Origin of the sequence: Pseudomonas extremorientalis, from assembly GCF_001870465.1 — a bacterium.
GTDB lineage: Bacteria > Pseudomonadota > Gammaproteobacteria > Pseudomonadales > Pseudomonadaceae > Aquipseudomonas > Aquipseudomonas extremorientalis.
Genome location: NZ_MDGK01000053.1, coordinates 62,342 through 85,178, shown reverse-complemented (window position 1 = coordinate 85,178; position 22,837 = coordinate 62,342). Strand labels below are relative to the sequence as shown.

23 protein-coding genes are annotated in these 22,837 nt (G+C 62.3%); 12 read left to right on the top strand and 11 right to left on the bottom strand.

Annotated elements, in window-relative coordinates:
- Positions 1–97: 97 nt before the first annotated feature.
- Positions 98–400, top strand: a complete 303-nt coding sequence (locus BFN10_RS20980; protein WP_071491271.1) for a type II toxin-antitoxin system HicB family antitoxin — start codon at positions 98–100, stop codon at positions 398–400.
- On the opposite strand, the gene BFN10_RS20975 is transcribed toward BFN10_RS20980, so the two are convergent.
- The 5 genes from BFN10_RS20975 to BFN10_RS20950 form a co-directional block, all read right to left on the bottom strand.
- The gene (locus tag BFN10_RS20975) at positions 401–1,573 is read right to left on the bottom strand and encodes an MFS transporter (RefSeq protein ID WP_071491270.1); all 1,173 of its coding nucleotides are present in this window, start codon (positions 1,571–1,573) and stop codon (positions 401–403) included. It abuts the gene before it with no gap.
- Between the two features lie 40 nt (positions 1,574–1,613).
- Positions 1,614–2,969, bottom strand: a complete 1,356-nt coding sequence (locus BFN10_RS20970) for an MATE family efflux transporter (protein WP_071491269.1) — start codon at positions 2,967–2,969, stop codon at positions 1,614–1,616.
- A 25-nt stretch (positions 2,970–2,994) separates the two neighbouring features.
- On the bottom strand, positions 2,995–3,567 hold the full coding sequence (locus BFN10_RS20965) for a DUF2239 family protein (protein ID WP_071491268.1): 573 nt from the start codon (positions 3,565–3,567) through the stop codon (positions 2,995–2,997).
- A 359-nt stretch (positions 3,568–3,926) separates the two neighbouring features.
- Entirely contained in the window at positions 3,927–5,060 is a 1,134-nt protein-coding gene (locus BFN10_RS29515) for a hypothetical protein (RefSeq protein ID WP_162276400.1), read from the bottom strand.
- 291 nt (positions 5,061–5,351) lie between these two features.
- A complete protein-coding gene (locus BFN10_RS20950; protein ID WP_071491265.1) occupies positions 5,352–6,182 on the bottom strand; it encodes an IclR family transcriptional regulator in 831 nt (276 codons plus the stop codon).
- 242 nt (positions 6,183–6,424) lie between these two features.
- Between BFN10_RS20950 and BFN10_RS20945 the strand changes: the two genes are divergently transcribed.
- The 7 genes from BFN10_RS20945 to BFN10_RS20915 are packed head-to-tail and all read left to right on the top strand — an operon-like array spanning position 6,425 to position 12,864.
- Positions 6,425–7,453: an ABC transporter ATP-binding protein gene (locus tag BFN10_RS20945; protein ID WP_071491264.1), complete on the top strand. Its 1,029-nt coding sequence runs from the start codon at positions 6,425–6,427 to the stop codon at positions 7,451–7,453.
- The gene (locus BFN10_RS20940) at positions 7,450–8,295 is read left to right on the top strand and encodes an ABC transporter permease (RefSeq protein WP_071491263.1); all 846 of its coding nucleotides are present in this window, start codon (positions 7,450–7,452) and stop codon (positions 8,293–8,295) included. Before BFN10_RS20945 ends, BFN10_RS20940 begins: the two co-directional genes overlap by 4 nt.
- A gap of 4 nt (positions 8,296–8,299) precedes the next feature.
- Positions 8,300–9,094, top strand: coding sequence for an ABC transporter permease (locus tag BFN10_RS20935; protein WP_071491262.1), 795 nt, complete (start codon positions 8,300–8,302; stop codon positions 9,092–9,094).
- On the top strand, positions 9,094–9,384 hold the full coding sequence (locus tag BFN10_RS20930; RefSeq protein WP_071491261.1) for a (2Fe-2S)-binding protein: 291 nt from the start codon (positions 9,094–9,096) through the stop codon (positions 9,382–9,384). The genes BFN10_RS20935 and BFN10_RS20930 overlap by 1 nt, the downstream gene beginning before the upstream one ends.
- On the top strand, positions 9,381–10,724 hold the full coding sequence (locus BFN10_RS20925; RefSeq protein WP_071491260.1) for an FAD/NAD(P)-dependent oxidoreductase: 1,344 nt from the start codon (positions 9,381–9,383) through the stop codon (positions 10,722–10,724). The genes BFN10_RS20930 and BFN10_RS20925 overlap by 4 nt, the downstream gene beginning before the upstream one ends.
- Positions 10,721–11,818: an NAD(P)/FAD-dependent oxidoreductase gene (locus tag BFN10_RS20920; protein ID WP_071491259.1), complete on the top strand. Its 1,098-nt coding sequence runs from the start codon at positions 10,721–10,723 to the stop codon at positions 11,816–11,818. Before BFN10_RS20925 ends, BFN10_RS20920 begins: the two co-directional genes overlap by 4 nt.
- 14 nt (positions 11,819–11,832) lie before the next feature.
- The gene (locus BFN10_RS20915; RefSeq protein WP_071491258.1) at positions 11,833–12,864 is read left to right on the top strand and encodes an ABC transporter substrate-binding protein; all 1,032 of its coding nucleotides are present in this window, start codon (positions 11,833–11,835) and stop codon (positions 12,862–12,864) included.
- Here BFN10_RS20915 and nadE read toward each other — a convergent pair whose 3' ends face one another.
- Genes nadE through BFN10_RS20900 form a run of 3 tightly spaced genes read right to left on the bottom strand, consistent with a single transcriptional unit; the run spans position 12,865 to position 15,552 of the window.
- Entirely contained in the window at positions 12,865–13,674 is an 810-nt protein-coding gene (gene nadE / locus BFN10_RS20910; protein WP_071491257.1) for an ammonia-dependent NAD(+) synthetase, read from the bottom strand.
- Between the two features lies 1 nt (position 13,675).
- Complete coding sequence (gene pncB / locus BFN10_RS20905; protein ID WP_071491256.1) at positions 13,676–14,893, bottom strand: nicotinate phosphoribosyltransferase; 1,218 nt, start codon at positions 14,891–14,893, stop codon at positions 13,676–13,678.
- A gap of 11 nt (positions 14,894–14,904) precedes the next feature.
- Positions 14,905–15,552 (bottom strand): nicotinamidase, encoded by a 648-nt coding sequence (locus BFN10_RS20900; protein WP_071491255.1) that lies wholly within the window; start codon positions 15,550–15,552, stop codon positions 14,905–14,907.
- Positions 15,553–15,698: 146 nt separating this feature from the next.
- Between BFN10_RS20900 and BFN10_RS20895 the strand changes: the two genes are divergently transcribed.
- Positions 15,699–16,391 (top strand): NUDIX hydrolase, encoded by a 693-nt coding sequence (locus BFN10_RS20895; RefSeq protein ID WP_071491254.1) that lies wholly within the window; start codon positions 15,699–15,701, stop codon positions 16,389–16,391.
- Between the two features lie 64 nt (positions 16,392–16,455).
- On the opposite strand, the gene BFN10_RS20890 is transcribed toward BFN10_RS20895, so the two are convergent.
- Both BFN10_RS20890 and BFN10_RS20885 read right to left on the bottom strand, forming a co-directional pair.
- Complete coding sequence (locus BFN10_RS20890; protein WP_071491253.1) at positions 16,456–17,229, bottom strand: L-iditol 2-dehydrogenase; 774 nt, start codon at positions 17,227–17,229, stop codon at positions 16,456–16,458.
- Between the two features lie 19 nt (positions 17,230–17,248).
- Positions 17,249–18,538, bottom strand: coding sequence for an ABC transporter substrate-binding protein (locus BFN10_RS20885; RefSeq protein ID WP_173668618.1), 1,290 nt, complete (start codon positions 18,536–18,538; stop codon positions 17,249–17,251).
- Between the two features lie 232 nt (positions 18,539–18,770).
- Between BFN10_RS20885 and BFN10_RS20880 the strand changes: the two genes are divergently transcribed.
- From BFN10_RS20880 to BFN10_RS20870, 3 genes are all read left to right on the top strand, one after another.
- A complete protein-coding gene (locus BFN10_RS20880) occupies positions 18,771–19,691 on the top strand; it encodes an AraC family transcriptional regulator (RefSeq protein WP_071491251.1) in 921 nt (306 codons plus the stop codon).
- A gap of 172 nt (positions 19,692–19,863) precedes the next feature.
- Positions 19,864–20,811 (top strand): nucleoside-specific channel-forming protein Tsx, encoded by a 948-nt coding sequence (locus BFN10_RS20875; protein WP_071491250.1) that lies wholly within the window; start codon positions 19,864–19,866, stop codon positions 20,809–20,811.
- Positions 20,812–20,825: 14 nt separating this feature from the next.
- Positions 20,826–21,854 carry a purine-nucleoside phosphorylase gene (locus BFN10_RS20870; protein WP_071491249.1) on the top strand — a complete coding sequence of 343 codons (1,029 nt, stop codon included), beginning with the start codon at positions 20,826–20,828 and terminating at the stop codon, positions 21,852–21,854.
- A gap of 9 nt (positions 21,855–21,863) precedes the next feature.
- Here BFN10_RS20870 and BFN10_RS20865 read toward each other — a convergent pair whose 3' ends face one another.
- Positions 21,864–22,823 carry a quinone oxidoreductase family protein gene (locus BFN10_RS20865; protein ID WP_071491248.1) on the bottom strand — a complete coding sequence of 320 codons (960 nt, stop codon included), beginning with the start codon at positions 22,821–22,823 and terminating at the stop codon, positions 21,864–21,866.
- Positions 22,824–22,837: the final 14 nt, after the last annotated feature.

Genomic DNA, 22,837 nt, shown 5'->3' with positions numbered 1-22,837 from the left:
GCACAAAGGCACGTCGTCCCTATAAAACGAACCGGAGAGGGAAAAATTAGCGGGGGGATGGCAGGCGCGGGGCACGGTGTCATCAGGGGTTACATCAGTGAACAACCAACTGAAACACAAAGGCTACATCGGCTCCATCGAAGCCAGCCTCGAAGACAACTGCCTGTTCGGCAAGGTCTTGTTCATCAAGGCGCTAGTGAGCTACGAAGGGAAAACCACCTGCCAGACCCTGGGGCATGCACCAGAGAAACCTTGCAAAGGTTCCTTCAATGTCCGAGCCGGCCATGACCTGCACCTGGCGGCGACCCGTAAAAAGGTGACACTCAATGACCTGACCCGCCAGGCGTTGAACGAGTTTCTGCAGCATCACAGCACAGACGCCTGCCCCGCGATCGGCTGATCATCCCAGGCGCCGATACCCCAACACCGCAGCCCCCAACACCACTACTCCCGCCGCCAGCGCCACCCGGAACCCGCTGGTGGCGCCAAAGTGGTCGATCATCCACCCGGAGCTGGCCGCGCCGATGGCCACGCCGATGCTGAGGCCGGTGATCAGCCAGGTCATGCCCTCGGTCAATCGACTGGCGGGCACGACCTGTTCCACCAGGGCCATGGACACAATGAGGGTGGGGGCAAAGAACAGCCCGGAGACAAAGACCGCCACCGCCAGCCCCGCAATGTTGGTCACCAGCAGTAAAGGCAAGGTGGTCAACGCCGTGGCGATGCCGCACAACAGAAACTGCCGGGGCAGCGGCGCCTTCAGCTTGAGGGTGCCGAACGCCAGTCCCGCCAGGCACGAACCGATGGCGTAGACCGACAGTACGATGCTCGCAGCAGCCGGCTGGCCCTGATGCTGGGCAAAGGCGACGCTGACCACATCCACCACGCCGACGATCACGCCCATGGCCAACAGCAGGATCATCAGGATCAGCACCGAAGGCGACGCGACCAGCCAGCGGCCGTGATGGCCTTGATGCGCGTGCACCGGTGGCTCGGTCTCGCGCTGCAACACAAAGGTGGTGACGCCCACCGCCAGCAACAACGCGGCCACCAGAGGCCCGGCTTCCGGGAACAGCACCACGCACAAACCTACCGAGATCGGCGGGCCGATGATGAAGCACACCTCATCCAGCACCGACTCCAGGGCAAACGCAGTCTGCAGCTTGGGTTGGCCCCGGTACAACTCGGTCCAGCGCGCCCGTACCATGGCCGACATGTTGGGCATGCAACCGGCCAGGGCGGCGAACAGGAACAACGCCCAGTTCGGTGCCTGCAAGCGAGTGCACAGCAGCAACATCAGCAACGCCCCGCCACCGATCAACGCGGCAATCGGCAACACCCGCCCTTGGCTGTAGCGATCCACCAGCCTGGATACCTGCGGCGCGCAAAACGCCGTGGCCAGGGCAAATACCGCCGCCACCGAGCCCGCCAGTCCGTAACCGCCGTGCACCTGCGAGAGCATGGTGATCAAGCCGATCCCCGTCATCGACACCGGCATGCGCGCCAGCATCCCCGCCAGTACAAAAGCCCGGGCGCCAGGGACCTGGAACAATTCGGCGTAAGGGTTTGCCATGGCTCAGAAACCTTCTGTCCTTAAGGTGCGCAACCTTTTATCACACCAACCGCTTGATCTGCTTGTGTCGCCACACCAGCCGATAATACGCAGTCTGCAACGCCAGCATGGCCAGGTAGGTCAACGGAAACGCCATCCACACCCCTTCCAGGCCGAAGTGGGCGTTGAGCAGGTACGCCATCGGCAGTTCCACGCAGAGCACGCAGAAGATCGAGATCGCCACCGGCATCAACACCACGCCGCTTGCGCGCATGATCCCGCCGATCACGGCCTGGAAGCCGAATACCAAAATGCTCCACAACATGATGTGCAACAGGTGTTCGGCTTTGACCCGTGCCGCGTCATCGGTGATGAACAGGCCGAGCAGCCAGTGGGACAGGACATAACCCAGCACAATCAGGCCACCGGTCAGGCAGGTGTTGATCAGCAGGCCGGTGCGCAGGATCGGGCCGATGCGCTCCAGACGCCCGGCGCCAATCGCCTGGGCCCCGAGGATCGATGCGGTGATGGCAATCGACAGCGCCGGGAACTGCACGTAGTTGACGATCTGCGTCACCGCGCCATAGGCCGCCGTGGCCTGGGAACCGTGACCGTTGACCAGGGCGAGGATGACCAGCTCCGACAGCGACAACACCACCATCTGCAAGCCCGTGGGCAAGCCGATGCGCAGGACCTTGCCGAGAATGGTCCGATCCAGGCGCAGGGCCGCCAACAATTCACGGTCCGGCGCCATCACATGGTTCTTGTGGCGCAGCCGCATTATCAGAAACAGCATCGCTGCCGCGTTACCCACCAACCCGGCGTACACCGCGCTCTGGATACCCAAGGGCGGCAGGCCGATCCAGCCACGGATCAGCGCCGGTGTCAGCACCAGGCCGACCAGGGTCGAAACCATCAGCGCGAGCAACGGCGATACCGTGTCGCTGACACCACGCAGCAATTGGGTGTAGAGGATAAAGACCAGCAGCAGCGGCATGATCAACATCATCATCTGTGCATAACCCACGGCGTCGTCGAGCACATCGACCGGCGTGCCGAGTGCCTGCAAGGCCGGGCGCGCAAACAGGCTGCCGAGCACCGCAGCGATCACCCCCACCAACGCCCCCAGAGTCAGTGTGGCGCCGGTGATCACCTTGACCAGCGCGGTTTCCTGCGCGCCCCAGGCCTGGCCGATCAGTACCGAGGCGCCCGCCCCCAGGCCGATCACCAGGGCGATAAAAAAGAACACGATGGGAAACATCCCAGACACCGCCGCCAGCGCCTGGGTGCCGAGCATCTGCCCGACATAGATACCGTTGAGGGTGCCGGAAAAGCTTTGCAGGAAGTTGGACAGCACCATCGGTGCCAGAAAGATCAGGTAGATCTGCCACAGCGGCCGTTGCTGGGTGACTTCCATGAGGGTTCGGATCCAGGAGTTGTTGTTAAACAGGGAAGGCGTCGCGCGACAGCCAGGCCAGGTAGGCCTGCACGTCTACCGGCCAGTGCGCGATCTTGCGGGAAAAATCCGCCGCATCAAAGGCAAATAACGCGCGAGAGGCGTCTTCGAAGCCGGGCAGGTCACCGCCGATGGCACTCATGAACCGATAGCCGGCTTCCTTGGCCTGGCGTATCCGATCACGGGAAGCGTGGGCAGCGCGCGCTTCATCCACCAGCCGCCGCAACGCCGCCGAAGCCCCACCGCGCTGCTGGCCCAGCCATTCCCAATGACGCGGCAACAGCGTGACTTCCCGCGCGACCACCCCCAGCTTCGGGCGCCCGACCGAGGGGGGAGCGGGAGGCTCGTCAGTCACGTCGACCTGGGCAGGTGGTTCGGGCGCATAGCCCGCAGGCCAGGGAAAATCGACCTGGTTGCCGGTGGCATCGTCGAAGACCAGGAAGCTGCCCGTGGGCTGGTCAAGCTCGGCGAGCGTCGTGGCGACGTCGGCATAGGAACCTGCCGCCACACGTTGGTGGCGAACAAAGGCGGTGCAAGCAGGAAGGGGGTGCGTAGGCATGGTTATTACCCGGGTGATATGTGTTTTACCCGGATCATATTAACCAAAGTTTTACCAGATGCAAGGTTATTGTCGTATGGGTCAGAGCTTGTCGCGCTTCATCTGCAGGGTCAGGTGAAACGCCATGCTGGATAGACCGTTTCCGACACCGTAATCAGCCCGCCATCTTCATCACGATACTGGCGGATGATATTGATAGCGACGGTGCTGAATCCCCTGCTGGGTTATGACCGTGTGGCGCAGGTTACCCGAAAGGCGGCGGTGCAGTTGGGACTGATCACCGCCGAAGAGTATGAGCGACAGGTACGGCCCGAAAGAATGATCAGCCCCGACTGGTCACGGAATGTGGCGGCCCACAATCAACCACGCGACGATTGCGCTTGTTTTTCTCTTATTACGTGGTCGACGTTGACCCAGTTAAACCTTTCATCTTCTGCGCCCCTACCGCCTTTGCCATCAGTGCCAATATCGACCTCCTTCATCAGGCCTGGGCGCCGGAGAAGTTCAGCTGCGAGCCGAGACCGATCTGTCGGCGGGGACTCTGCAGCGGCACTTTTTAAACTATCGAAGCTGATGTAGTTATCCGCACTCCAGTACTGTTTGAACTTTTCGTCAAGGGCCTGAAGCAGTTCAACATCGCTCATTTTTTGATAGCTTGGCGCTGCATTCTGCGTGGCTACCCTTTCAATAGTGTCGCGCCCGATAATCCCGTCAGACGTGTCAGCATCATGGTCGGAATCCAGTTTTCTATTGAGCCCCGGCCGACTGATGATTTCCTTGGCCAACAGGGTCATTCGGTCATCCACAGGGTTACCAGTCAAAGGACGATTTGCAACTTCACGAAGCGATTGCTGAGTGATCTTGCCATCCTGGTTTGGCTTGAAGTAATCAAAATTATTACCCAACTCCGTCGTTAAATCTGAGTCTTTGGCATGTTTGAAATTATTTGCGACCTCAGCATTCTGCGGGCTCACGCCGCTCTCTGCCGGATAATAATTGCGTGCCCCATTGGCGCCATATCCATTTTCAAAACGACTGCGCTGCATGCCACCGTAATACCCCTCTTGCTGGTTCTGCATATTGCCGTAATAATTCCCCGGCGCTCCTTGCATACCACCATAATTCCCTCCTGGCCCACCTCGCGTGCCACCGTTATACGCATCCGGTCCACCCAGCATGTACGCTCCCTCCTGGTCTTCGTACTCAAAGACCACCGCCTGCGCATCACCCAGGCTGATCAGACCATCTTCATGGCCGCCATGGTTGATACCATCGAGTAACTCAACCATTCCTGGACGGCTAAGAACGTCCCTTGCCAGCTGTGTCATTTGATCGTGATACGGATCACCGCTCGGTAGACGATTGGCAGCATGCTCAAGCGTTGCCCTCGTGACAAAACCAGATTCTCCCTGGAAATAAGGGAAGGCGTCGACAAAGGCCCGTGCAACTGTGGAAGGGGGAGGCAGCTGAGAGGTCCCCAGTAAGTTACTCATTGCGGGCTGATTACCAAACCTGGCGCCACCGTCCAACGGATTAGAGTAAGGGTAGTGAGTTTGTATGAACGGACCGAAAAGAGTAGATGTCATTGCAATACCTCAGATAGTTGATGCAAATAAGCCGACCAACGCGCCAGTTAGCATTAAGTCAACATCCATCTGTGGCAACGTGTAAAAGGACAGTTCCATTAAACATGAACAAAAAAACTTACCTGCTGGATAACTAATTCGCACCCCTGTATATGTGCAGTACTACGGCCAGGTCGGTAGTGTTGGCCGCCATCTGAACTACCTACCAAAGGTTTGTGAGGGCCTGCGTAACGTCGGATCAAACGGATTGATCCGCGGCCCGATCGCCGCCGCTTCGCGCTTGAGCAACTCCACCACCATCGGCAACCGGCTCGGCCCCAGGCGATCGCTGATAGTGGCCACACTGAGCGCCGCCACCGCGTGCCCGTCCCGATCGAGGATGGGCACGGCCAACCCGGCCATGCCTTCCAGCACCCCGGTATTGCGCGCCGCATACCCCAGGTTGCGCACGTTCTCCACTTCCGAGCGCAACAGCACTTCGTCATACAGGTGGAAGTCCTTGAGCCGTGGCAGGTTGTAGCGGATCACGGTTTCGCGCTCTTCCTCCGGCAGAAAGGCCAGGATCGCCAGGCTGCCCTGCCCCACCCCCAACGCCACGCGCCCGCCGATATCGCCGGTGAAGGTGCGGATCGGGTACGGGCCTTCGCTGCGGTCCAGACAGATCGCATCGAAACCGCTGCGCGCCAGCAGGAACAGCGAGTCGCCCAATGACGCACTCAGGCGCAGCATGCTCGGGCGCACCAGGTCGCGCAGGTTGCCGGTCTTGCCCGCGTTCGCCGCCAGGGCAAAGAACTCCAGGCTCAGGCGATAGCGCTTGCTGCGTGCGTCCTGTTCGACCATGCCTTCGTCCATCAGGCTACGCAGCAGGCGGTGGGTAGTGGGCTGCGAGAGGCCGACCTGTTGCGCAAGTTGGGTGACGCGTTCGCCGCCCTCCGGCACGTCACCCAAGGTGCGCAGCAGCGCGAACAGCCGGGATACCGCACCGGCACCGACCTCTTTGTTATTTTCATTTCGATCAGTGGAATCCATGACTTTCAATCTCTTTGCAAATTCCGGTGAATGAATAAATAAGAAAATAATAGTCCGTTCAGTGAAATTCCATCTTCCGCCCATCCTAGTCTTCGCCCTAATCTGCGTCCACAGGGGCGAAATGAACAACAACCGGCAGCCGACTCAAGATCGAGCGCCAACGCACCGGCAACACCTCATTCGCATCTGCCCAAAACAAAAAAGCGCGTTTCGACGCGACTCAAAAAAGGTGGAACGCAGACATGGCATTTCTCCAACTCAACGCCTTGAGCAAACGCTACGGCGCCGTCGACGCGGTGGTCGCCACCGACCTTGCGGTGGAAAAAGGCGAGTTCGTTTCCCTGCTCGGCCCTTCGGGCTGCGGCAAGACCACCACCCTGCAAATGATCGCCGGCTTCGTCGACGTGAGCGGCGGGCAGATCCTGCTCGACGGCCGCGACATCACCCACGCCAAGCCCGCCAGCCGTGGCCTGGGCGTGGTGTTCCAGAGCTACGCGCTGTTCCCCCACATGAGCGTGCGCGACAACGTCGCCTTTGGCCTGAAGATGCGCAAGGTGCCGGCCGCCGAGATCGCCAGCAAGGTGAAAACTGTGCTGGAACTGGTGCGCCTCGCCCCCCACGCCGACCGCTACCCGCGGGAACTGTCCGGCGGCCAGCGCCAGCGCGTGGCCCTGGCCCGTGCGTTGGTAATCGAGCCGCCGGTGTTGCTGCTCGACGAGCCGCTGTCCAATCTCGACGCCAACCTGCGCGAAGAGATGCAGTTCGAGATCCGCCGCATCCAGTGCGCCGTCGGCATCACCACCTTGATGGTCACCCATGACCAGGCCGAAGCGCTGTCCATCAGCGACCGCGTGGTGGTGATGCAGGCCGGGCGCGTGACCCAGATCGACGCGCCGTACACGCTCTACGAACACCCGCGCACGCGCTTTATCTCGGACTTCGTCGGCAAGGCCAACCTGCTGGCCGGCGATTACGATCAGTTGGGCACTGCGCAAGTGCGACATGAAAGCGGCGACGGCGAGCTGGTCCTGAGCCTGCGCCCGGAAAAAATCACCCTGGTGGACGCGGGGGCCGGTCGCCTGCAAGGCAAGGTGCTCGACCGCTATTTCTTCGGCAGCCAATGGCTGTACCGCGTCCACACCGACCTCGGCGAAATCACCGTGGTGCGCAGCAACGACGGTAGCGCGCCGCTGGATTGTGGCGCAGCGGTGGGCCTGGACTGGCATTCGGACCTGCTGCGCGTGCTGGCAGCCGATGAGGTGCACGCATGAGTCGTGGTTACCTGCTGTCGCTGCCGGCGCTGGTGCTGTTTGCCGGGCTGCTGGTTTTGCCGCTGGGCCTGACCCTGGTCCTGTCGTTCAACGTGTTCGACTACCAGGTGGGCGTGAAGGCCGATGAATGGACCTTGGCCCATTACCTGTCATTGTTCAGCGACTCGTACTTCTACGAGATCTTCTGGCGCACCTTCTGGATCAGCGCGCTGGTGACCCTGCTGTGCGTGGTGATCGGTGTGCCCGAGGCCTACATCCTCAGCCGCATGGGTACGCCGTGGCGCTCGATCTTCCTGATCCTGATCCTCACGCCATTGCTGATTTCGGTGGTGGTGCGCGCCTTCGGCTGGAGCCTGCTATTGGGCGCCGATGGTTTGGTGAATCAACTGATCCAACTGCTCGGCGAGCGCTCGGTGAAGCTGCTGTACACGCCCTTCGCGGTGATCATCGCGCTGGTGCACGTGATGTTGCCGTTCATGATCATCCCGGTGTGGACGTCCCTGCAGAAACTCGACCCGTCGGCTGAGCAGGCCGCATTGTCGCTGGGGGCCAGCCAGGCCACGGTGATGCGCAGGATCGTGCTGCCACAGGTCATGCCCGGCGTGCTGTCCGGCACGCTGATCGTGTTCGGCCTGGCCGCCAGCTCCTTTGCGATCCCCGGCCTGCTTGGCGGGCGCCGCCTGAAAATGGTCGCCACCGTGGTGTACGACCAATATCTCTCGGAACTCAACTGGCCCATGGGCGCGACCATCGCGGTGGTGCTGCTGTTGGTCAATCTGCTGATCATGCTGAGCTGGAACCGCATGGTCGAAGGCCGCTATAAAAAGTCCCTGGGGGTTTGAGCGCATGTCCAGAAACGGTCCTTTGGCCCTCGGTTTCCACGGCTTGGTGGTGCTGTTCATGATGGCGCCGCTGGTGGTGGTGTGCCTGGTGGCGTTCACCCCGGAAAACACCTTGAGCCTGCCCACCTCGGGCTTCTCCCTGCGCTGGTTTCGTGCGGTGTTCGAGCGTGCGGATTTTATCCAGGCGTTCTATAACAGCCTGGTGCTGGCCTTCACTGCGGCAAGCCTGGCCACGTTGATTGCGGTGCCGGCAGCGTTGGCGATCAGCCGGTATTCGTTTCCCGGGCGTAATTTTTTCAGTGCGTTGTTTTTGTCGCCGATCATCATCCCGCACCTGGTGCTGGGGGTGGCGATGCTGCGGTTGTTCGCGCTGATGGGGGTCAACGGCAGCTTTACCTGGCTGATGCTGGCCCACGTGGTGATCGTCACGCCGTATGTGCTGCGCCTGGTGCTGGCGGCCGCCATCGGTATTGATCGCAGTGCCGAACAGGCGGCCGAATCCCTCGGCGCCAGCCGCTTTACGCTGTTTCGCCAGATCACCCTGCCGATGATTCTGCCCGGTGTCGCTGGCGGCTGGTTGCTGGCGTTCATCAACAGTTTCGATGAGGTGACACTGTCGATCTTCGTCAGCTCGCCGGCCACGCAAACCCTGCCGGTGCGCATGTACGTGTACGCCACCGAGTCCATCGACCCGATGATGGCGGCGGTGTCGGCGCTGGTGATTGCGCTGACGGCGGCCACCATGATTCTGCTGGACCGGGTCTACGGCCTGGACCGCGTGCTGGTGGGGAAACATTGATGGCCCTGTTCAAACGCTTGGCCGAGACCGCGCGCCCTGCCCTGTCCTTCACCCTGGACGGCCAACCCGCCAGCGGCTTGCTCGGCGATACCTTGCTCACCGCCATGCTGACCTGCGCCGAGCACCTGCGCGGCAGTGACTTCAGCGCCGAGCACCGCGCCGGTTTCTGCCTGATGGGCGCCTGCCAGGATTGCTGGGTGCGCCTTGAAGACGGTCGCCGCGTGCGCGCCTGCTCGACGCTGCTGGAAGAAGGCCAGGCGATCAGCCGCGACCCGGGGCGCCAGCCATGAAGCCGGTGGTGATTGTGGGCGCAGGCCCGGCCGGGATCAGCGCGGCGCGCACCCTGCTCGACCATGGCGTCACACCGTGCCTGATCGATGAAAACCTGCGCGGCGGCGGGCAGATCTATCGGCGACAACCCTTGGGCTTTCAGCGCAGTGCCAGGCAGATCTATGGCTTTGAAGCGAGCAAGGCGCAAGCCGCGCACCGCACGATGGATGAGCTGGCGCCGCTGATCGACTATCGACCGCAAACCCTGGTGTGGAATGCCGAGGACGGTCGCCTGGACCTGCTCGACAACGGCCGTGCCGAGAGCGTCGACTACGCCAGGATCATTGTCGCGACCGGTGCCACCGACCGTATCCTGCCGGTGCCGGGCTGGACCCTGCCCGGCGTGTACAGCCTGGGCGCGGCGCAGATCGCCTTGAAATACCAGGGCTGCGCCATCGGTGAGCGCGTGGCGTTCTGCGGCAGCGGGCCGTTGCTGTATCTGGTCGCCTACCAATACGCCAAGGCCGGGGCCAAGGTGGTGGCGGTACTCGACAGCGCGCCGTTCAGTGCGCAGTGCCGTGCGTTGCCGGCGTTGCTTGGGCAGCCACTGACCCTGGCCAAGGGCATGTATTACCGCGCCTGGCTGACGGCCCATGGGATTCCCGTGCATCAGGGTGCCACGCTGCAGAAAATCGACGGAGAACAGCGAGTCAGCGGTATTCGTTGGGATGACCATGTTTTGGCGTGCGATGCCGTCGCTTTCGCTCATGCCCTGCGCAGTGAAACCCAACTGGCGGACTTGCTCGGCTGTGAGTTCGCCTGGAACACCTTGAACCGTGCCTGGTTGCCGCAACGGGACAACGCCGGGCGCAGCAGCGTCAACGTTGTGTACCTGGCCGGCGACGGCGCAGGGATCATGGGCGCGGACGCCGCGAAGATGGCCGGTGAGCGTGCGGCACTGGCGGTGCTGGAAGATTCGGGCGTGGCGATTGATCAGCGCCGCCCCGCCGTACTGGAGCAGCAACTGGCGGGCATCCAGCGTTTTCGTCATGGGCTGGAAACCGCGTTCCCCTTCCCCGAGCAGTGGGCGGCCCAAGCGCCGGACGCATTGATGGTGTGCCGCTGCGAAGAAGTCAGCGCCGGCGAGATACGCGCGGTGGTGGATGAAGGCCACTGGGAGCTCAACCGGGTCAAGGCTCACTGTCGCGTTGGCATGGGTCGTTGCCAGGGCCGGATGTGTGGGCTGGCGGCGGCGGAAATCGTCGCCGAGCGCAGCGGTCGCGGGATTGAACAGGTGGGCCGCCTGCGCGGCCAGGCACCGATCAAGCCGCTGCCGTTTGGCGTGGAGGTGCAGCCATGATCGATGTGATCGTCCTCGGCGGCGGCATCGTCGGCGCCTCGGCAGCCTTGATGCTCGCGCAGAAAGGCCAGCGCGTGGCCCTGGTGGAGCGGGATTTCTGCGGTTCCCATTCCAGTGGCGTCAACTATGGCGGCGTGCGACGCCAGGGTCGGCCCCTGCACCAACTGCCCTTGTCACAGCGCGCCCATCAACTGTGGGCCGACTTGCCGGGGTTGATCGGCATCGACGGCGAATACATGCGCTCCGGGCATTTGAAGCTGGCGCGCAGTCATGCCGACTTCGCGGCGTTGCAGGCGTATGCCGAGCAGACCCGTGGCTTTGGCCTGGGCCTGCAGTTGCTGGACTACGCCGAGTTGCGCGCACGCTTCCCCTGGGTCGGCGATATTGCCGTGGGCGCCTCGCTGTGTCCGGAAGACGGGCATGCCAATCCGCGTCTGGTATCTCCTGCCTTCGCCCGTGCCGCGCAGCGTTGTGGCGCCGCCGTGTACGAGCAGGCCGAGGTGATGCGCATCGAGCATGACAGCCGCCGGTTCCAGGTGCATTGCGCCAACGGCCTGCACCTGCAGGCAGCGTGGCTGCTCAACTGCGCCGGCGCCTGGGCCGGAAGCGTCGCCGCGCAGTTTGGCGAAGCGGTGCCGATCACCTGCGCGCACCCGGCGATGCTGGTCACCGAGCCGTTGCCGGTGGTGATGAACGTGAGTACCGGCGTTGAAGGCGGCGGGATTTATGCGCGCCAGGTCGCCCGGGGCAACTGCATCCTGGGCGGCGGTCGCGGCTTTGCCCTGGGCCCGTTGACCGCGCGCCCAGGGCAGGCGGCGGTGCTGGAGATCCTGCGCAATGCCGGCGAACTCTACCCCTTTCTCAAAGGCGCCCAGGCCATCCGCACCTGGAGCGGCACCGAAGGTTACCTCCCCGATCACGAACCGGTGATCGGCCCCAGCAGTACCCAACCGGGCTTGCTCCACGGTTTCGGCTTTGCCGGCGCCGGGTTCCAGCTCGGTCCCGCGGTCGGTGAAGCCCTGGCAGAGATCGTCTGCACCGGGGCCAGCCGCCACCCCATCGAAGCGTTTTCCATCCGTCGTTTCCAAGCCTGAGAGGAAAAACATCCATGAACCCACGCATTGCGCTGTCCTGCTTGTCCCTCGCCCTGCTCGCCTCAACGGCGCACGCCGCGCCCACGCTGTACCTGGGCATGAACGGCGGCACCATGGAACGGGTGTACGCCGACAAGGTGCTGCCCGCGTTCGAAAAGGCCAATAACGTCAAGGTGGTGATTGTGCCCGGCACCTCGTCGGACATCCTCGCCAAGGTCCAGGCCAACAAAGACAACCCGCAGATGCACGTGATGTTCCTCGACGACGGCATCATGTACCGCGCGATCTCCATGGGCCTGTGCGACAAACTGGCGCCGAGCCCGACCCTGGAACAGATCCCGGCCAAGGCGAAGATCAAGGACGAAGCCGTGGCCGTGACCCTCGGCGTGACCGGCCTGGGCTACAACGCCAGGATGTTCAAGGAAAAAGGCTGGGCCGCGCCCACCTCGTGGATGGACCTGGCCGACCCGCGCTTCAAGGAGAAAGTGGTGTTCCAGTCCCTGGCATCGTCCACCTTCGGCCTGCACGGGTTCCTGATGTTCAACCGTATCCAGGGTGGCGATGAAACCAACGTCGAGCCCGGCTTCAAGGCCTGGCCAAAAACCGTCGGGCCCAATGTGCTGGAATACATCGCCAGCTCGGCAAAAATCTCCGAGATGGTGCAGACCGACGAAGCCGCGATCTTTCCTTTGACCCCAACTCAGGTCGCCACCCAGAAGCTGCTCGGCGTGCCCATGGAATACGCGCAGCCCAAGGAAGGCGCCGTGGTGCTGAACGTGGCCGAATGCGTGATCGCCCGCAATGACCAGCCAGAACTGGCGCAGAAACTCGCGGCCTTCCTGCTGACCGCCGAAGCCCAGGCACCGGCGCTGGAAGAAGGCGACCAGATTCCGTCGAACCCGACCACACCGACCACCGACAAGACCCGTGCGCGGGTGGAAGCGATGCAGGGTTACTTGCAGACGGCAATTTCGATCGATTGGGACCAGGTGAACCAGGCGCGGCCGGAGTGGAATGCGCGGTGGAGTCGGTCGATCGAGCGTTAATCAAAGGGGCGCAATCGGCAGCGCGCGTTTGTGTGCTGTCTTGCTGTACGCGCCCTCGACAATCGTCCTCACCCGCTCGCTCACCGGTTCGCCCATCAGGTAGGCGTCGATCTCTGCATACGTGCAACCGTAGGCGTGCTCGTCCAGCTTGCCCGGTACCAGCTCTTCCAGGTCGGCCGTCGGGTGTTTGTGCACCAGGTTGTCCGGTGCGCCGAGGGCCGTGGCGAGCAGGCGCACTTGGGTTTTGGTCAGGCCGGACAGCGGGGCCAGGTCGCAGGCGCCGTCGCCGAACTTGGTGAAAAAACCCATCAACGCTTCGGCGCCGTGGTCGGTGCCCACCACCAGGCCATTGTGCAGGTTGGCCACGGCGTATTGCGCGATCATGCGCGTGCGGGCCTTGACGTTGCCCTTGATGAAATCGACATGCTCGGCGCTGGCTTCGGCGGCGGTCAGGCTGGCCATCAGGCCGTCGACGCTGGCGGCGATGTTGAGGGTGTCGATGTGGTCCGCAGTGATGAAGTCCAGGGAGGCCTGGGCGTCGCGTTCATCGGCCTGGGTCTTGTAGGGCAGGCGCATGGCGATGAAGCGTGCGGCGTAACCCTCGCTGCGCAATTGCTCTGCCGCCATTTGGCACAGGCGGCCGGCGGTGAGGGAGTCGACGCCGCCACTGATGCCCAATACCAGGGCCTTGCAGCCCGAGTGGCGCAAGGTGGTCTTGATGAAGTCGATGCGCCGTTGGATTTCCTCGGGCTCGCCGCCTTGGGTCAACGCCCGATTGATGTTCAGTTCCCGTGCGATACGTTCTTGCATGTCACACCTCCACACTGCCAACGTTGAACACTTGTGCTGCGTACTGCAAAAACGAGGCGTCTTCGCAGACGTTCTTGATCGGGTCATCGGAGAACTTCACCACTGGCTCGCCGTGCACCCGCACCAGTTTCATCACGATGCTCAGCGGCTCGACGCCGTCCACATCGCAGGCCAGGCTGGTGCCCATGCCGAACCCGAACCTGGCCTTGCCGCGCACGTGACGCAGGATCGGCAGGCATTTTTCGAAGTTCAGGCCATCGGAGAACATCAGGTCCTTGGTCATCGGGTCGATGCCCAGTTGCTTGTAGCGGGCCAACACCTTGTCGGCCCAGGCGATGGGGTCGCCGGAGTCCTGGCGCAGGCCGTCGTAGAGCTTGGCGAAGTACAGGTCGAAGTCCTTGAGGAAAAAGTCGGTGCTGATGCAGTCGGTCAGGGCGATCCCCAGGCGACCACGGTACTCGCGCACCCAGTTTTCCAGGGCGGCGTTCTGGCTCTCGCGCAGCCGGCCCAGTTGCTGGTGCACCATCAGCCATTGGTGGGCCATGGTGCCGATCAGCGGCAGGTCGAACTCGTAGGCCAGGTGCGCGTTACTGGTGCCGACGAACTGGCCGGGGAAGTCGCGGCGCATGATGTCGACCACTTCGCGCTGGGCCTTGAACGACAGGCGCCGACGAGTGGAGAAGTCCGATACACGCAGGTCGGCCAGTTCGTCGCGGCTGAGGTTTTTCTCCAGCCAGTCGAACTTCTGGTAGAGCTTGCGGGTGACGTCTTCCAGGGTCACATCGGGGTATTTGTCGCGGTTGCGCAGCTCGCTGACCAACGCCAGTACCGGTTGCTCGAACATGATGCAGTGCAGCATCGGGCCGACCACGCGGATATTGAGTTGGCCGTCGACTTCACTGACGTGGATGTAGCGCAGGTTGAAACGGAACAGGCCAAGGAAGCGCTCGTAATCCGGGGTGAGGTATTCGCGAAAACGCGGGTTGAACAGGAAGCGCAACTCGCCTTCGCGCATCCGCAGGCTGGCGAGTTTCTCCAGTTCGGCACGGATTTCAGGAATCAGGTGGCCGAGCTTTTCCCTGGAGCGGACGATGAAGTTGTACTCCACATCAACGTTGGGGTACTGGTGCAACACCGCCTGCATCATGGTGAAGGTGTAGTAATCGGTGTCGAGCAACCCCTGGATCACCGGGGATTCGTAGTCGTATGCACTTTCCATGGTGTCTCTCCTTAACGCGTGGCCATTGCGGCCAGTTCTTCGCGGGTGCGGCTGATAGCGGCACCGGCCTTGAGCAACTCATTGACCGCCTGTACACCGCCCTCCTCGCTGATGCCTCGGCACGCCGGCAAGTGCAGCACCACTTCCAGGCCGGCCTTGAGCAACTGCAACGCGGTGGTCTTGACGCAGTAATCCAGGGCCAGGCCGCCGACGATCACGCGAACCACGCCTTGGGCTTTCAAATACTCGATGACGCCGGTGGACAGCTTGTCGTGCAGGTCGTGGTAGCAGGCGCCGTAGGGATGCAGGTCGGGTTCGACGCCTTTCCAGATGAAATAGTCGTAGTCATAAGGCGTGGGCAACTCATCCAGCAGGGTGAAGCCCTCGGTGCCGGGTACACAGTGGCTGACCCAAGTGACATCGGCATGGGCCAGGCCGGTGGGTTGCAACATGTCGCTGTGCTGCGCCACCACCCAGGGCGCGTGCGGGGTGTGGGCGTCCTTACTGCCGACACGATGGCCGGCAAGGCTGGCCATGTAGTTGAGCTCGGCGCCGATCCGGTCACCGCCGGCCACCGGCAACTCGTTGGGGCACAGCGGCGTGAAACTCTTCTGGGCGTCGACGTCGAATGAGGCAATGGCGGTTGTCGCGAGGGTCATGGTGGTTCTCCTGTGGCCTGGAAACAAAAGTACACGTCATGTACTTTCATTGCAACAAACATTTGCGTATCTATCCTGGACTCAGTACATGACATATCTGTTCGATCCGTTAGACTGTGCCGCACTGCTGTTTAGAAGGACATCACATGCCCCGTAGCGCCTACCTCCATACCGTCGACCTGTGCGTGCTGTCTTACTGCCGCATCTCTGGCGAACTGAAACTGCTGCTGAACCAGCGCGACGCCGAGCCCTTCGCCGGGCACTGGGCGCTGCCGGGCGTGGTGGTGAATGGCGGCGTGCAGGACCTGAGCCTCCAGGCTGCGGTGGAGCGCTTGCGGGCGAGTGACAAGGTCGGGCTGGACCTGGCCTGGAGCGAACAGGTGGGGACGGTGGGGGATGCGTTTCGCGATCCGCGCTGCTGGTCATCGTCCACCTATTACCTGGCGATCGTGAACGAGGACGTGACGCTGGGTGACCACCAGCGCTGGTATTCGCTGACAGCGGTGGCGAGCGGCGGCATCAAGTTGCCGTTCGATCACAACAGCATTGTGGCAGCGGTGCAGGACCGTTTGTTTTCCAAGTCGTTGTACAGCAACTTGCCGCTGATGTTTCTGGGCAATGAATTCAGCGCACCGGACGCGACCACGATTTTCTCCCTGGTGCTGGCGCGGCCGGTGTTGAAGACCAGTATTCGCCAGCGGTTGTTGAAGCTGACGGAGGCAGGGTATCTGCGCGAGACCGGGCGCAAGAAACAGGGTGAAGGCGGCAGGCCCCAGGCGACGGTGGAGAACCTGAAGCCTGGAGAGATTTACTTCTTCGACCGCAGTTTTGCGGACTAGCCCCGAGTCAACGAACAAAGAGGCTCAACTGTGGGAGGGGGCTTTCCCCCTCACACATTGGGCCCTAGTTCATCCAGTTGCCGCCATCGACATTGTAGGTCTGCGCCACCACGTAGTCGGCCTCTTTTGACGCCAGGAAGATCGCCATTCCGCTCAGGTCCTGCGCCGTGCCCATCCGTCCAAATGGTACCTCGGCCCCTACCCGCTTCTTCTTCTCTCCCGGAGCCAGCCCTTCATGCCTGGCAAACAGCGCATCCACACCATCCCAATGCTCCCCGTCCACTACCCCGGGCGCAATGGCATTGACGTTGATGCCCTGCCTGATCAGGTTCAACCCCGCCGATTGCGTCAGACTGATCACCGCCGCCTTGGTCGCGCAGTAGATCGCCACCAGTGGCTCGCCGCGTCGTCCGGCCTGGCTGGCCATGTTGATGATCTTGCCGCCATGGCCCTGGCGGATCATCTGTCGCGCCGCGGCTTGCAGGGTGAACAGCGTACCGGCGACGTTGATCGAGAACAGCCGCTCGTAGCTGTCGCGGGTGATGTCGACGATGGGTGCCAAGTCGAACAGCGCAGCGTTGTTGACCAGGATATCCAGCTTGCCGGCCTGGGCCACCACGGCGGCAATCGCGCCGTCGATAGAGGCCTGGTCGGTGACGTCCATGGCCACGGCGTAGGCCTGCGGGCCCAGCTCGGCAGCCGTGGCCTGGGCCCGTTGCAGGTTGATATCGGCGATGGCGACTGTGGCGCCCTCTTCGATGTAGGCCTGGGCGAAGGCGCGGCCGATACCGCGCGCCGATCCGGTGATCAGCGCGCTTTTACCTTCCAGTCGTTTCATCAGTAGGTCCCGTCAAAAGTTACTTCGGATAGCCGGCGCGTTTCATCTCGCGCTCGGTGGTGGACTGCGCTTGCAGCAAGGCCTGGTCAACCGACATGCCACCGGTCAGCGCCGCCGAGAACAGCTTGCCGACCGAGGTGCCGATGGCCTGGAACTCGGGGATGGTCACGTACTGGATACCCACGTACGGCACCGGCTTGACGGACGGATGCGCGGGGTCGGCGTGTTTCATCATCTCCAGGGTCACCCGGGCAAACGGGGCCGCCTGCAGATACGCCTCGTTGTAGGTGGACTGGCGGGTGCCTGGCGGCACGTTGGTGATGCCTTCTTTGTCGGCCACCAGTTGGATGTAGTCCTTGGACGTCGCCCAACTGATAAAGGCCTTGGCGGCGTCCTTGTGTTTGGAAGTGGCCGGGATCGCCAGGGACCAGGCGTAGAGCCAGGACGAACCTTTATCGGTGACCTCGGTGGGCGCGGCAGCAAAGCCTACGCTGTCGGCCACTTTGCTCTGGCTTTTATCGGTGGTGAAGGAGCCGGCGACGCTGGCATCGACCCAGATTGCACATTTGCCGCTGTTGAACAGCGCCAGGGTTTCGTTGAAGCCATTGCTGGACACGCCCGGCGGGCCGTACTGCTTGAGGGTGTTGACATAGAAGTTGGCGGCCGCGGTCCACTCGGGGCTGGTCAGCTCGGGCTTCCACTGCTCGTCGAACCAGCGCGCGCCAAAGGCGTTGGCCATGGTGCTGAGCAAGGCGATGTTCTCGCCCCAGCCGGCCTTGCCGCGCAGGCACATGCCGTATTGGCCCTTGTCCTTGGCGGTGAGCTTGGACGCGAACTCACCGAGCTGGGTCCAGGTGGGGTGCGCCGGCATGCTCAGGCCCGCCTGCTGGAACAGGTCGGTGCGGTAGTAGGTGACAGTGCTTTCGCCGTAGAACGGCAAGGCATAGAGGGTGTTGTCGACTGACAGGCCCTGGCGTACCGAGGGGAAGATATCGTCGACATCGTAATCGGCCGGCAGTTGGGCCAAGGGTTCCAGCCAGTGCTTGGCGCCCCAGAGCGGGGTTTCGTAGGTGCCGATGGTCAGCACATCGAATTGCCCACCCTGGGTGGCGATGTCGGTGGTGAGGCGCTGGCGCAGCACGTTTTCTTCCAGCACCACCCAGTTGAGCGTGATGTCCGGGTGCTGGGCTTCGAACACTTTGGACAGGCGCTGCATGCGGATCATGTCGCTGTTGTTGACCGTGGCGATGGTGACGGTGTCGGCGGCGTGGCTGGGCATGGCCAGCGCCAGGCCGGACAGCAGGAACATCACTTGCGGGAGCTTGAGCATGGCGGTTTCCACCTGTTGTTTTTGTTGTTGAGCGCCGATTACAGCAGCTTGGCCAGGCCCTCACAAACCCGTGGCGGATGCTCGACTGGTACTTTTTTAACCCGGGCGTGCGAGTTAAAAAAGTATCAGTGCCGGACGCAAGCGGGGGTAGCGCCTGAACGCCCGAGGCGCGTATTTTGAAGCGATTACAAGAACCCCAAGAAGTCCGCTCATGCCCATCAGCCGTGCCACGCTGTTCGAGCACCGCCCCGCCGAACTGGAAGTGATCCTGCCCGAGCCGGACCACTGTTTCCGCTGGTTCGAACACGACTACCCCTACGACCTGGCGCGTTGGAACCACCACCCCGAATTCGAAATCCACCTGATCCGCCAAGGCAGCGGCAAACTCGTAGCGGGCGACTACATCGGTGCATTCAGCGCCGGGCATGTCGCACTGATAGGCCCCGACCTGCCCCACGACTGGATCGGCGAACTGGCCCCCGGCGAATACCTGAGCGGCCGCGACGTGGTGCTGCAATTCGACGGCGCCGCCCTCCTCGCCCTGCGCAACACCCTGCCGGAGCTGGGCGACCTGCAGCCGTTGTTCGAACAGGCTCGCCGTGGCCTGGAGTTCACCGGAGACACGGCGCTGCAGGCGGCCCACCTGATGGAAGCCATCGGCAACGCCCAGGGCCTGCAACGCTTGATCCTGTTCCTGCAATTGCTCGACACCCTGAAAAACGCCCCGCCCCAGCAGGCCAAGGCCCTGGCCAGCCCCTGCTACGCGCCGACCCTGGATGCACGCAGCGCCGAACGCATCAACAAGGCATTCGACTATTTGATGCGCGAGCTGACCGGCGACGTGCGCCTGTCGGTGATCGCGCAACAGTTGGAGATGAGCGAACCGGGCTTTTCGCGCTTCTTCAAGCGCAACACCGGCCACGGCTTTATCGAGCTGATGCGCAAGTTCCGGGTACAACGCGCCTGCCGGCTGTTGCTGCAAAGCGATATGTCGGTGGCGGACATCTGCTTTGAAGTGGGCTACGCCAACCTGTCGAATTTCAACCGGCACTTTCGCATCGAGATGAATCAGACGCCGAGTGACTATCGACGGGAAACCGCGACGCACCTGTTCCACCGCATCGAAAAATGACACCCGGTCAATTCTGACCAAAAGGTCGACTAATCCTATTTTTTTCCAAGCTGATCAATCGATTGAACAAAGTTGGTACAGCCTGTGCAAACGTTTGCGGTACGAACTTGGCGACCAAGTTCACCTCTACCCGAAGAATCGGGTTCAAACCGCGTACGAATAGGGATTTTCAATGCATTCCACCTCAAGGCGTCCTACCTGCTTTGGTGTTTCCTTGCTACTGACCGCCGTTACGGGACTACTCAGCGCGCCCGTTTTGGCGCAGGAAAAACCCGTCGATGACTCAGCACAGGGCGAAACCCTCAGCCCGGAAGCCAACCCGGCGAAAAAAGGCGTGTACCTGTCGGATTGGTTCAACCAGGACCTGACGCTGATCGGCAGCAAAGACATCAGCTTCGGCCCCAAGCCGCAGGATGACGTCTATCTGGAGTACGAATACTTCGGTCGCAAGGGGCCTTTCGAGTTGTACGGCTATATCGACGTGCCGAAGATCCTCACCATCGGTAACAGTAATGACAAGGGCGTGTGGGACCATGGCTCGCCGGTGTTCATGGAGCATGAGCCGCGGATTTCCATCGACTACCTGGCGGGCCGCAGCCTGGCCATCGGGCCGTTCAAGGAATGGTACGTGGCCTTCGACTGGATCTACGACCACGGCAGCAACAAGGCCAACCGCGCCAATACGCTGTACAGCGGCCTGGGCACCGATATCGACACCCACTCGCGGGTCAACCTGTCGGCCAACTTCTACGGGCGTTACCAGTGGGAAAACTATGGCGCCAGCAACGAATATTCCTGGGACGGCTACCGTGCGCAAATGAAGTACATCGTGCCCATCGGCAAATTCGATAACGGCGCCTCGCTGACCTACATCGGCTTTACCAACTACGATTTTGGCTCGGACCTGCACAAGGACAACCCTGCACGCACCGCCAACTCGCTGGTGGCCACCAACGTGCTGCTGTATTCGTTTACCCATCTGCGCTTCACCCTGGTCGGCCGTTACTTTCATAACGGCGGCAACTGGGAAGACGGCAGCGAGTTGAATTTCGGCGAAGGCAATTTCCGCGCCCGCTCGGACGGTTGGGGTTACTACGCCGGCGTGGGCTATCAATTCTGATCAAGGAGCTTTAGATGAACGCATTGACCCGTCTCTCAATGGCCGTTGGCCTGACCTTTCTGCCCCAGGTGGTGCTGGCCGATGCACCCGCGCCGATCAAGCCCAAGGTGATGCTGATCACCATGTTCGCCCCCGAGGCGCAAACCTGGATCGACCGCCTGGAACTCAAGCAGGAAGTGCGCGTGCCGGGCCTGTCCGCCGAGTATCCGGTGATCCGCTGCAATACCCGGGATGTGTGCCTGCTGGTCACCGGCATGGGCCAGACCAACGCCGCGGCCTCCACCCTGGCATTGGCCCTTTCGCCCAAATTCGACCTGCGCCAAAGCTATTTCCTGACCGCCGGGATCGCCGGTATCAGCCCCAAGCACGGCACGATCGGCACCGCCGCGTGGGCGCATTACCTGGTGGAATTCGGCACCCAATGGGAGCTGGATTCACGGGATGCGCCGAAGGATTGGCCGACCGGCTATCTCGGCATCAACACAAAGGGCCCCAACGAAAAACCACCGCTGGACTACAAGACCGAAGTGTTTGAGCTGAACCCCAAATTGCAGGCCAAGGCGTTTGCCCTGTCACAGAAGGTCGAGCTGACGGAAAGCAAGGAATCCAGCGCCTGGCGCAAACACTACCCGGCCGCACCGGCCAACCAGCCGCCGCAAGTTACGCGCTGCGACACCCTGGCGGGCAACACCTGGTTCTCCGGCACGCGTTTGAGCGAGCGCGCCGAGGTGTGGACCAAGCTGCTGACCGACAACAAAGGCGAATACTGCACCACGCAGCAGGAAGACAACTCCACCTATGAGGCCCTGCTGCGCGCCAGCCGCGAAGGTTTGGTGGACATCCAGCGCCTGGCGGTGGTGCGGGCCGGTTCGGATTTCGACCGGCCGTACCCGGGCTACAGCGAAGTGGATAACCTGTTGAAGTACGCGGACCAGGGCGGTTTTGTCCCGGCGCTGGAGAACCTGTACCGCACGGGCAACCCGCTGGTACAGGCGATCCTCAACAACTGGTCGGCCTGGGAAAAAGGTGTTCCCGAGGCATGACCGCCAGGATCAGGGCAGGAAGATGAGCTTGTCTGCGCTGCCCTGGTTCACCTCTTCGAAGCACTGCACCCCATCGGCCAGCGCGACTTCACGCAGGCCGGTGGGCAGCGGCAACAAGCCTTCATCGAAGAGCCGCCCGAACTGCTCCAGCATCACCGCACACTGCTCGCAGTTGTAGAGCAACGAATTGATCCCCACCACCGAACCGCCCTTGCGGTACAACGCCAGGGCCGGCAGTTGTACATGGCCGTCCACCGGTGCGGCGATAATGGCGATGCGGCCGAACGGTGCCAGGCCTGCCACGGCGGCGGGCAGCCAGAAGCCGGTGGTATCGAAGATCACATCCGCACCGCCCTTGAACACGGCGTTGACGTGCGCGCCCAGGTCTTCCGGCTTGCCCAGGACAATCGCGGCGAAGCCCTGGCTCTGCAAGACTTCAACCTGTTCCGGGCGACGTACGGCGGCCAGCACCTGGGCGCCACGGATCTTCGCCAAGGCCAGGGTCGCACTGCCCACCGCGCCATTGGCGCCGATCACCAGCAGGCGTGTGCCCTGGGTCACGCCACTGCGCTCCAGTGCATCCCAGGCGGTGGTGTACGGCACACCGAGGCTCGCGGCCTGGGCGAAACTCAGGTGGGTAGGCTTATGTGCCACGCCCTTGGCCGACACGGTGAGGTACTGGGCATGGGAGCCGTCGGCAAAAAAGCCCAGGTCACGGCCGGTGCCCCACACTTCCTGGCCGACCAGCGCCTGCGGACCTTCAACCACAACCCCGGCGAAATCACGGCCGGGGATGCGCGGCAAGGTGGTATAGGGAAAACGACCGAGCACGTTTTTGACGTCGCTGGGGTTGAGGCCCGCAGCCTTGATCTGGACCAGCACTTCACCCACGGCCGGCACCGGGGTGACGACGTCGACAAAGCGCAGGTTGTTGAGGTCGCCGGTGGCAGTAAATTGCAGTGCTTTCATGGCCAATATCCATC

Coding starts and splice junctions, on each gene's coding strand:
- BFN10_RS20975 (WP_071491270.1), bottom strand. CDS start 1,573: ATGGCAAACCCTTACGCCGAATTGTTCCAGGTCCCTGGCGCCCGGGCT.
- BFN10_RS20970 (WP_071491269.1), bottom strand. CDS start 2,969: ATGGAAGTCACCCAGCAACGGCCGCTGTGGCAGATCTACCTGATCTTT.
- BFN10_RS20965 (WP_071491268.1), bottom strand. CDS start 3,567: ATGCCTACGCACCCCCTTCCTGCTTGCACCGCCTTTGTTCGCCACCAA.
- BFN10_RS29515 (WP_162276400.1), bottom strand. CDS start 5,060: ATGAGTAACTTACTGGGGACCTCTCAGCTGCCTCCCCCTTCCACAGTT.
- BFN10_RS20950 (WP_071491265.1), bottom strand. CDS start 6,182: ATGGATTCCACTGATCGAAATGAAAATAACAAAGAGGTCGGTGCCGGT.
- BFN10_RS20945 (WP_071491264.1), top strand. CDS start 6,425: ATGGCATTTCTCCAACTCAACGCCTTGAGCAAACGCTACGGCGCCGTC.
- BFN10_RS20940 (WP_071491263.1), top strand. CDS start 7,450: ATGAGTCGTGGTTACCTGCTGTCGCTGCCGGCGCTGGTGCTGTTTGCC.
- BFN10_RS20935 (WP_071491262.1), top strand. CDS start 8,300: ATGTCCAGAAACGGTCCTTTGGCCCTCGGTTTCCACGGCTTGGTGGTG.
- BFN10_RS20930 (WP_071491261.1), top strand. CDS start 9,094: ATGGCCCTGTTCAAACGCTTGGCCGAGACCGCGCGCCCTGCCCTGTCC.
- BFN10_RS20925 (WP_071491260.1), top strand. CDS start 9,381: ATGAAGCCGGTGGTGATTGTGGGCGCAGGCCCGGCCGGGATCAGCGCG.
- BFN10_RS20920 (WP_071491259.1), top strand. CDS start 10,721: ATGATCGATGTGATCGTCCTCGGCGGCGGCATCGTCGGCGCCTCGGCA.
- BFN10_RS20915 (WP_071491258.1), top strand. CDS start 11,833: ATGAACCCACGCATTGCGCTGTCCTGCTTGTCCCTCGCCCTGCTCGCC.
- nadE (WP_071491257.1), bottom strand. CDS start 13,674: ATGCAAGAACGTATCGCACGGGAACTGAACATCAATCGGGCGTTGACC.
- pncB (WP_071491256.1), bottom strand. CDS start 14,893: ATGGAAAGTGCATACGACTACGAATCCCCGGTGATCCAGGGGTTGCTC.
- BFN10_RS20900 (WP_071491255.1), bottom strand. CDS start 15,552: ATGACCCTCGCGACAACCGCCATTGCCTCATTCGACGTCGACGCCCAG.
- BFN10_RS20895 (WP_071491254.1), top strand. CDS start 15,699: ATGCCCCGTAGCGCCTACCTCCATACCGTCGACCTGTGCGTGCTGTCT.
- BFN10_RS20890 (WP_071491253.1), bottom strand. CDS start 17,229: ATGAAACGACTGGAAGGTAAAAGCGCGCTGATCACCGGATCGGCGCGC.
- BFN10_RS20885 (WP_173668618.1), bottom strand. CDS start 18,538: ATGTTCCTGCTGTCCGGCCTGGCGCTGGCCATGCCCAGCCACGCCGCC.
- BFN10_RS20880 (WP_071491251.1), top strand. CDS start 18,771: ATGCCCATCAGCCGTGCCACGCTGTTCGAGCACCGCCCCGCCGAACTG.
- BFN10_RS20875 (WP_071491250.1), top strand. CDS start 19,864: ATGCATTCCACCTCAAGGCGTCCTACCTGCTTTGGTGTTTCCTTGCTA.
- BFN10_RS20870 (WP_071491249.1), top strand. CDS start 20,826: ATGAACGCATTGACCCGTCTCTCAATGGCCGTTGGCCTGACCTTTCTG.
- BFN10_RS20865 (WP_071491248.1), bottom strand. CDS start 22,823: ATGAAAGCACTGCAATTTACTGCCACCGGCGACCTCAACAACCTGCGC.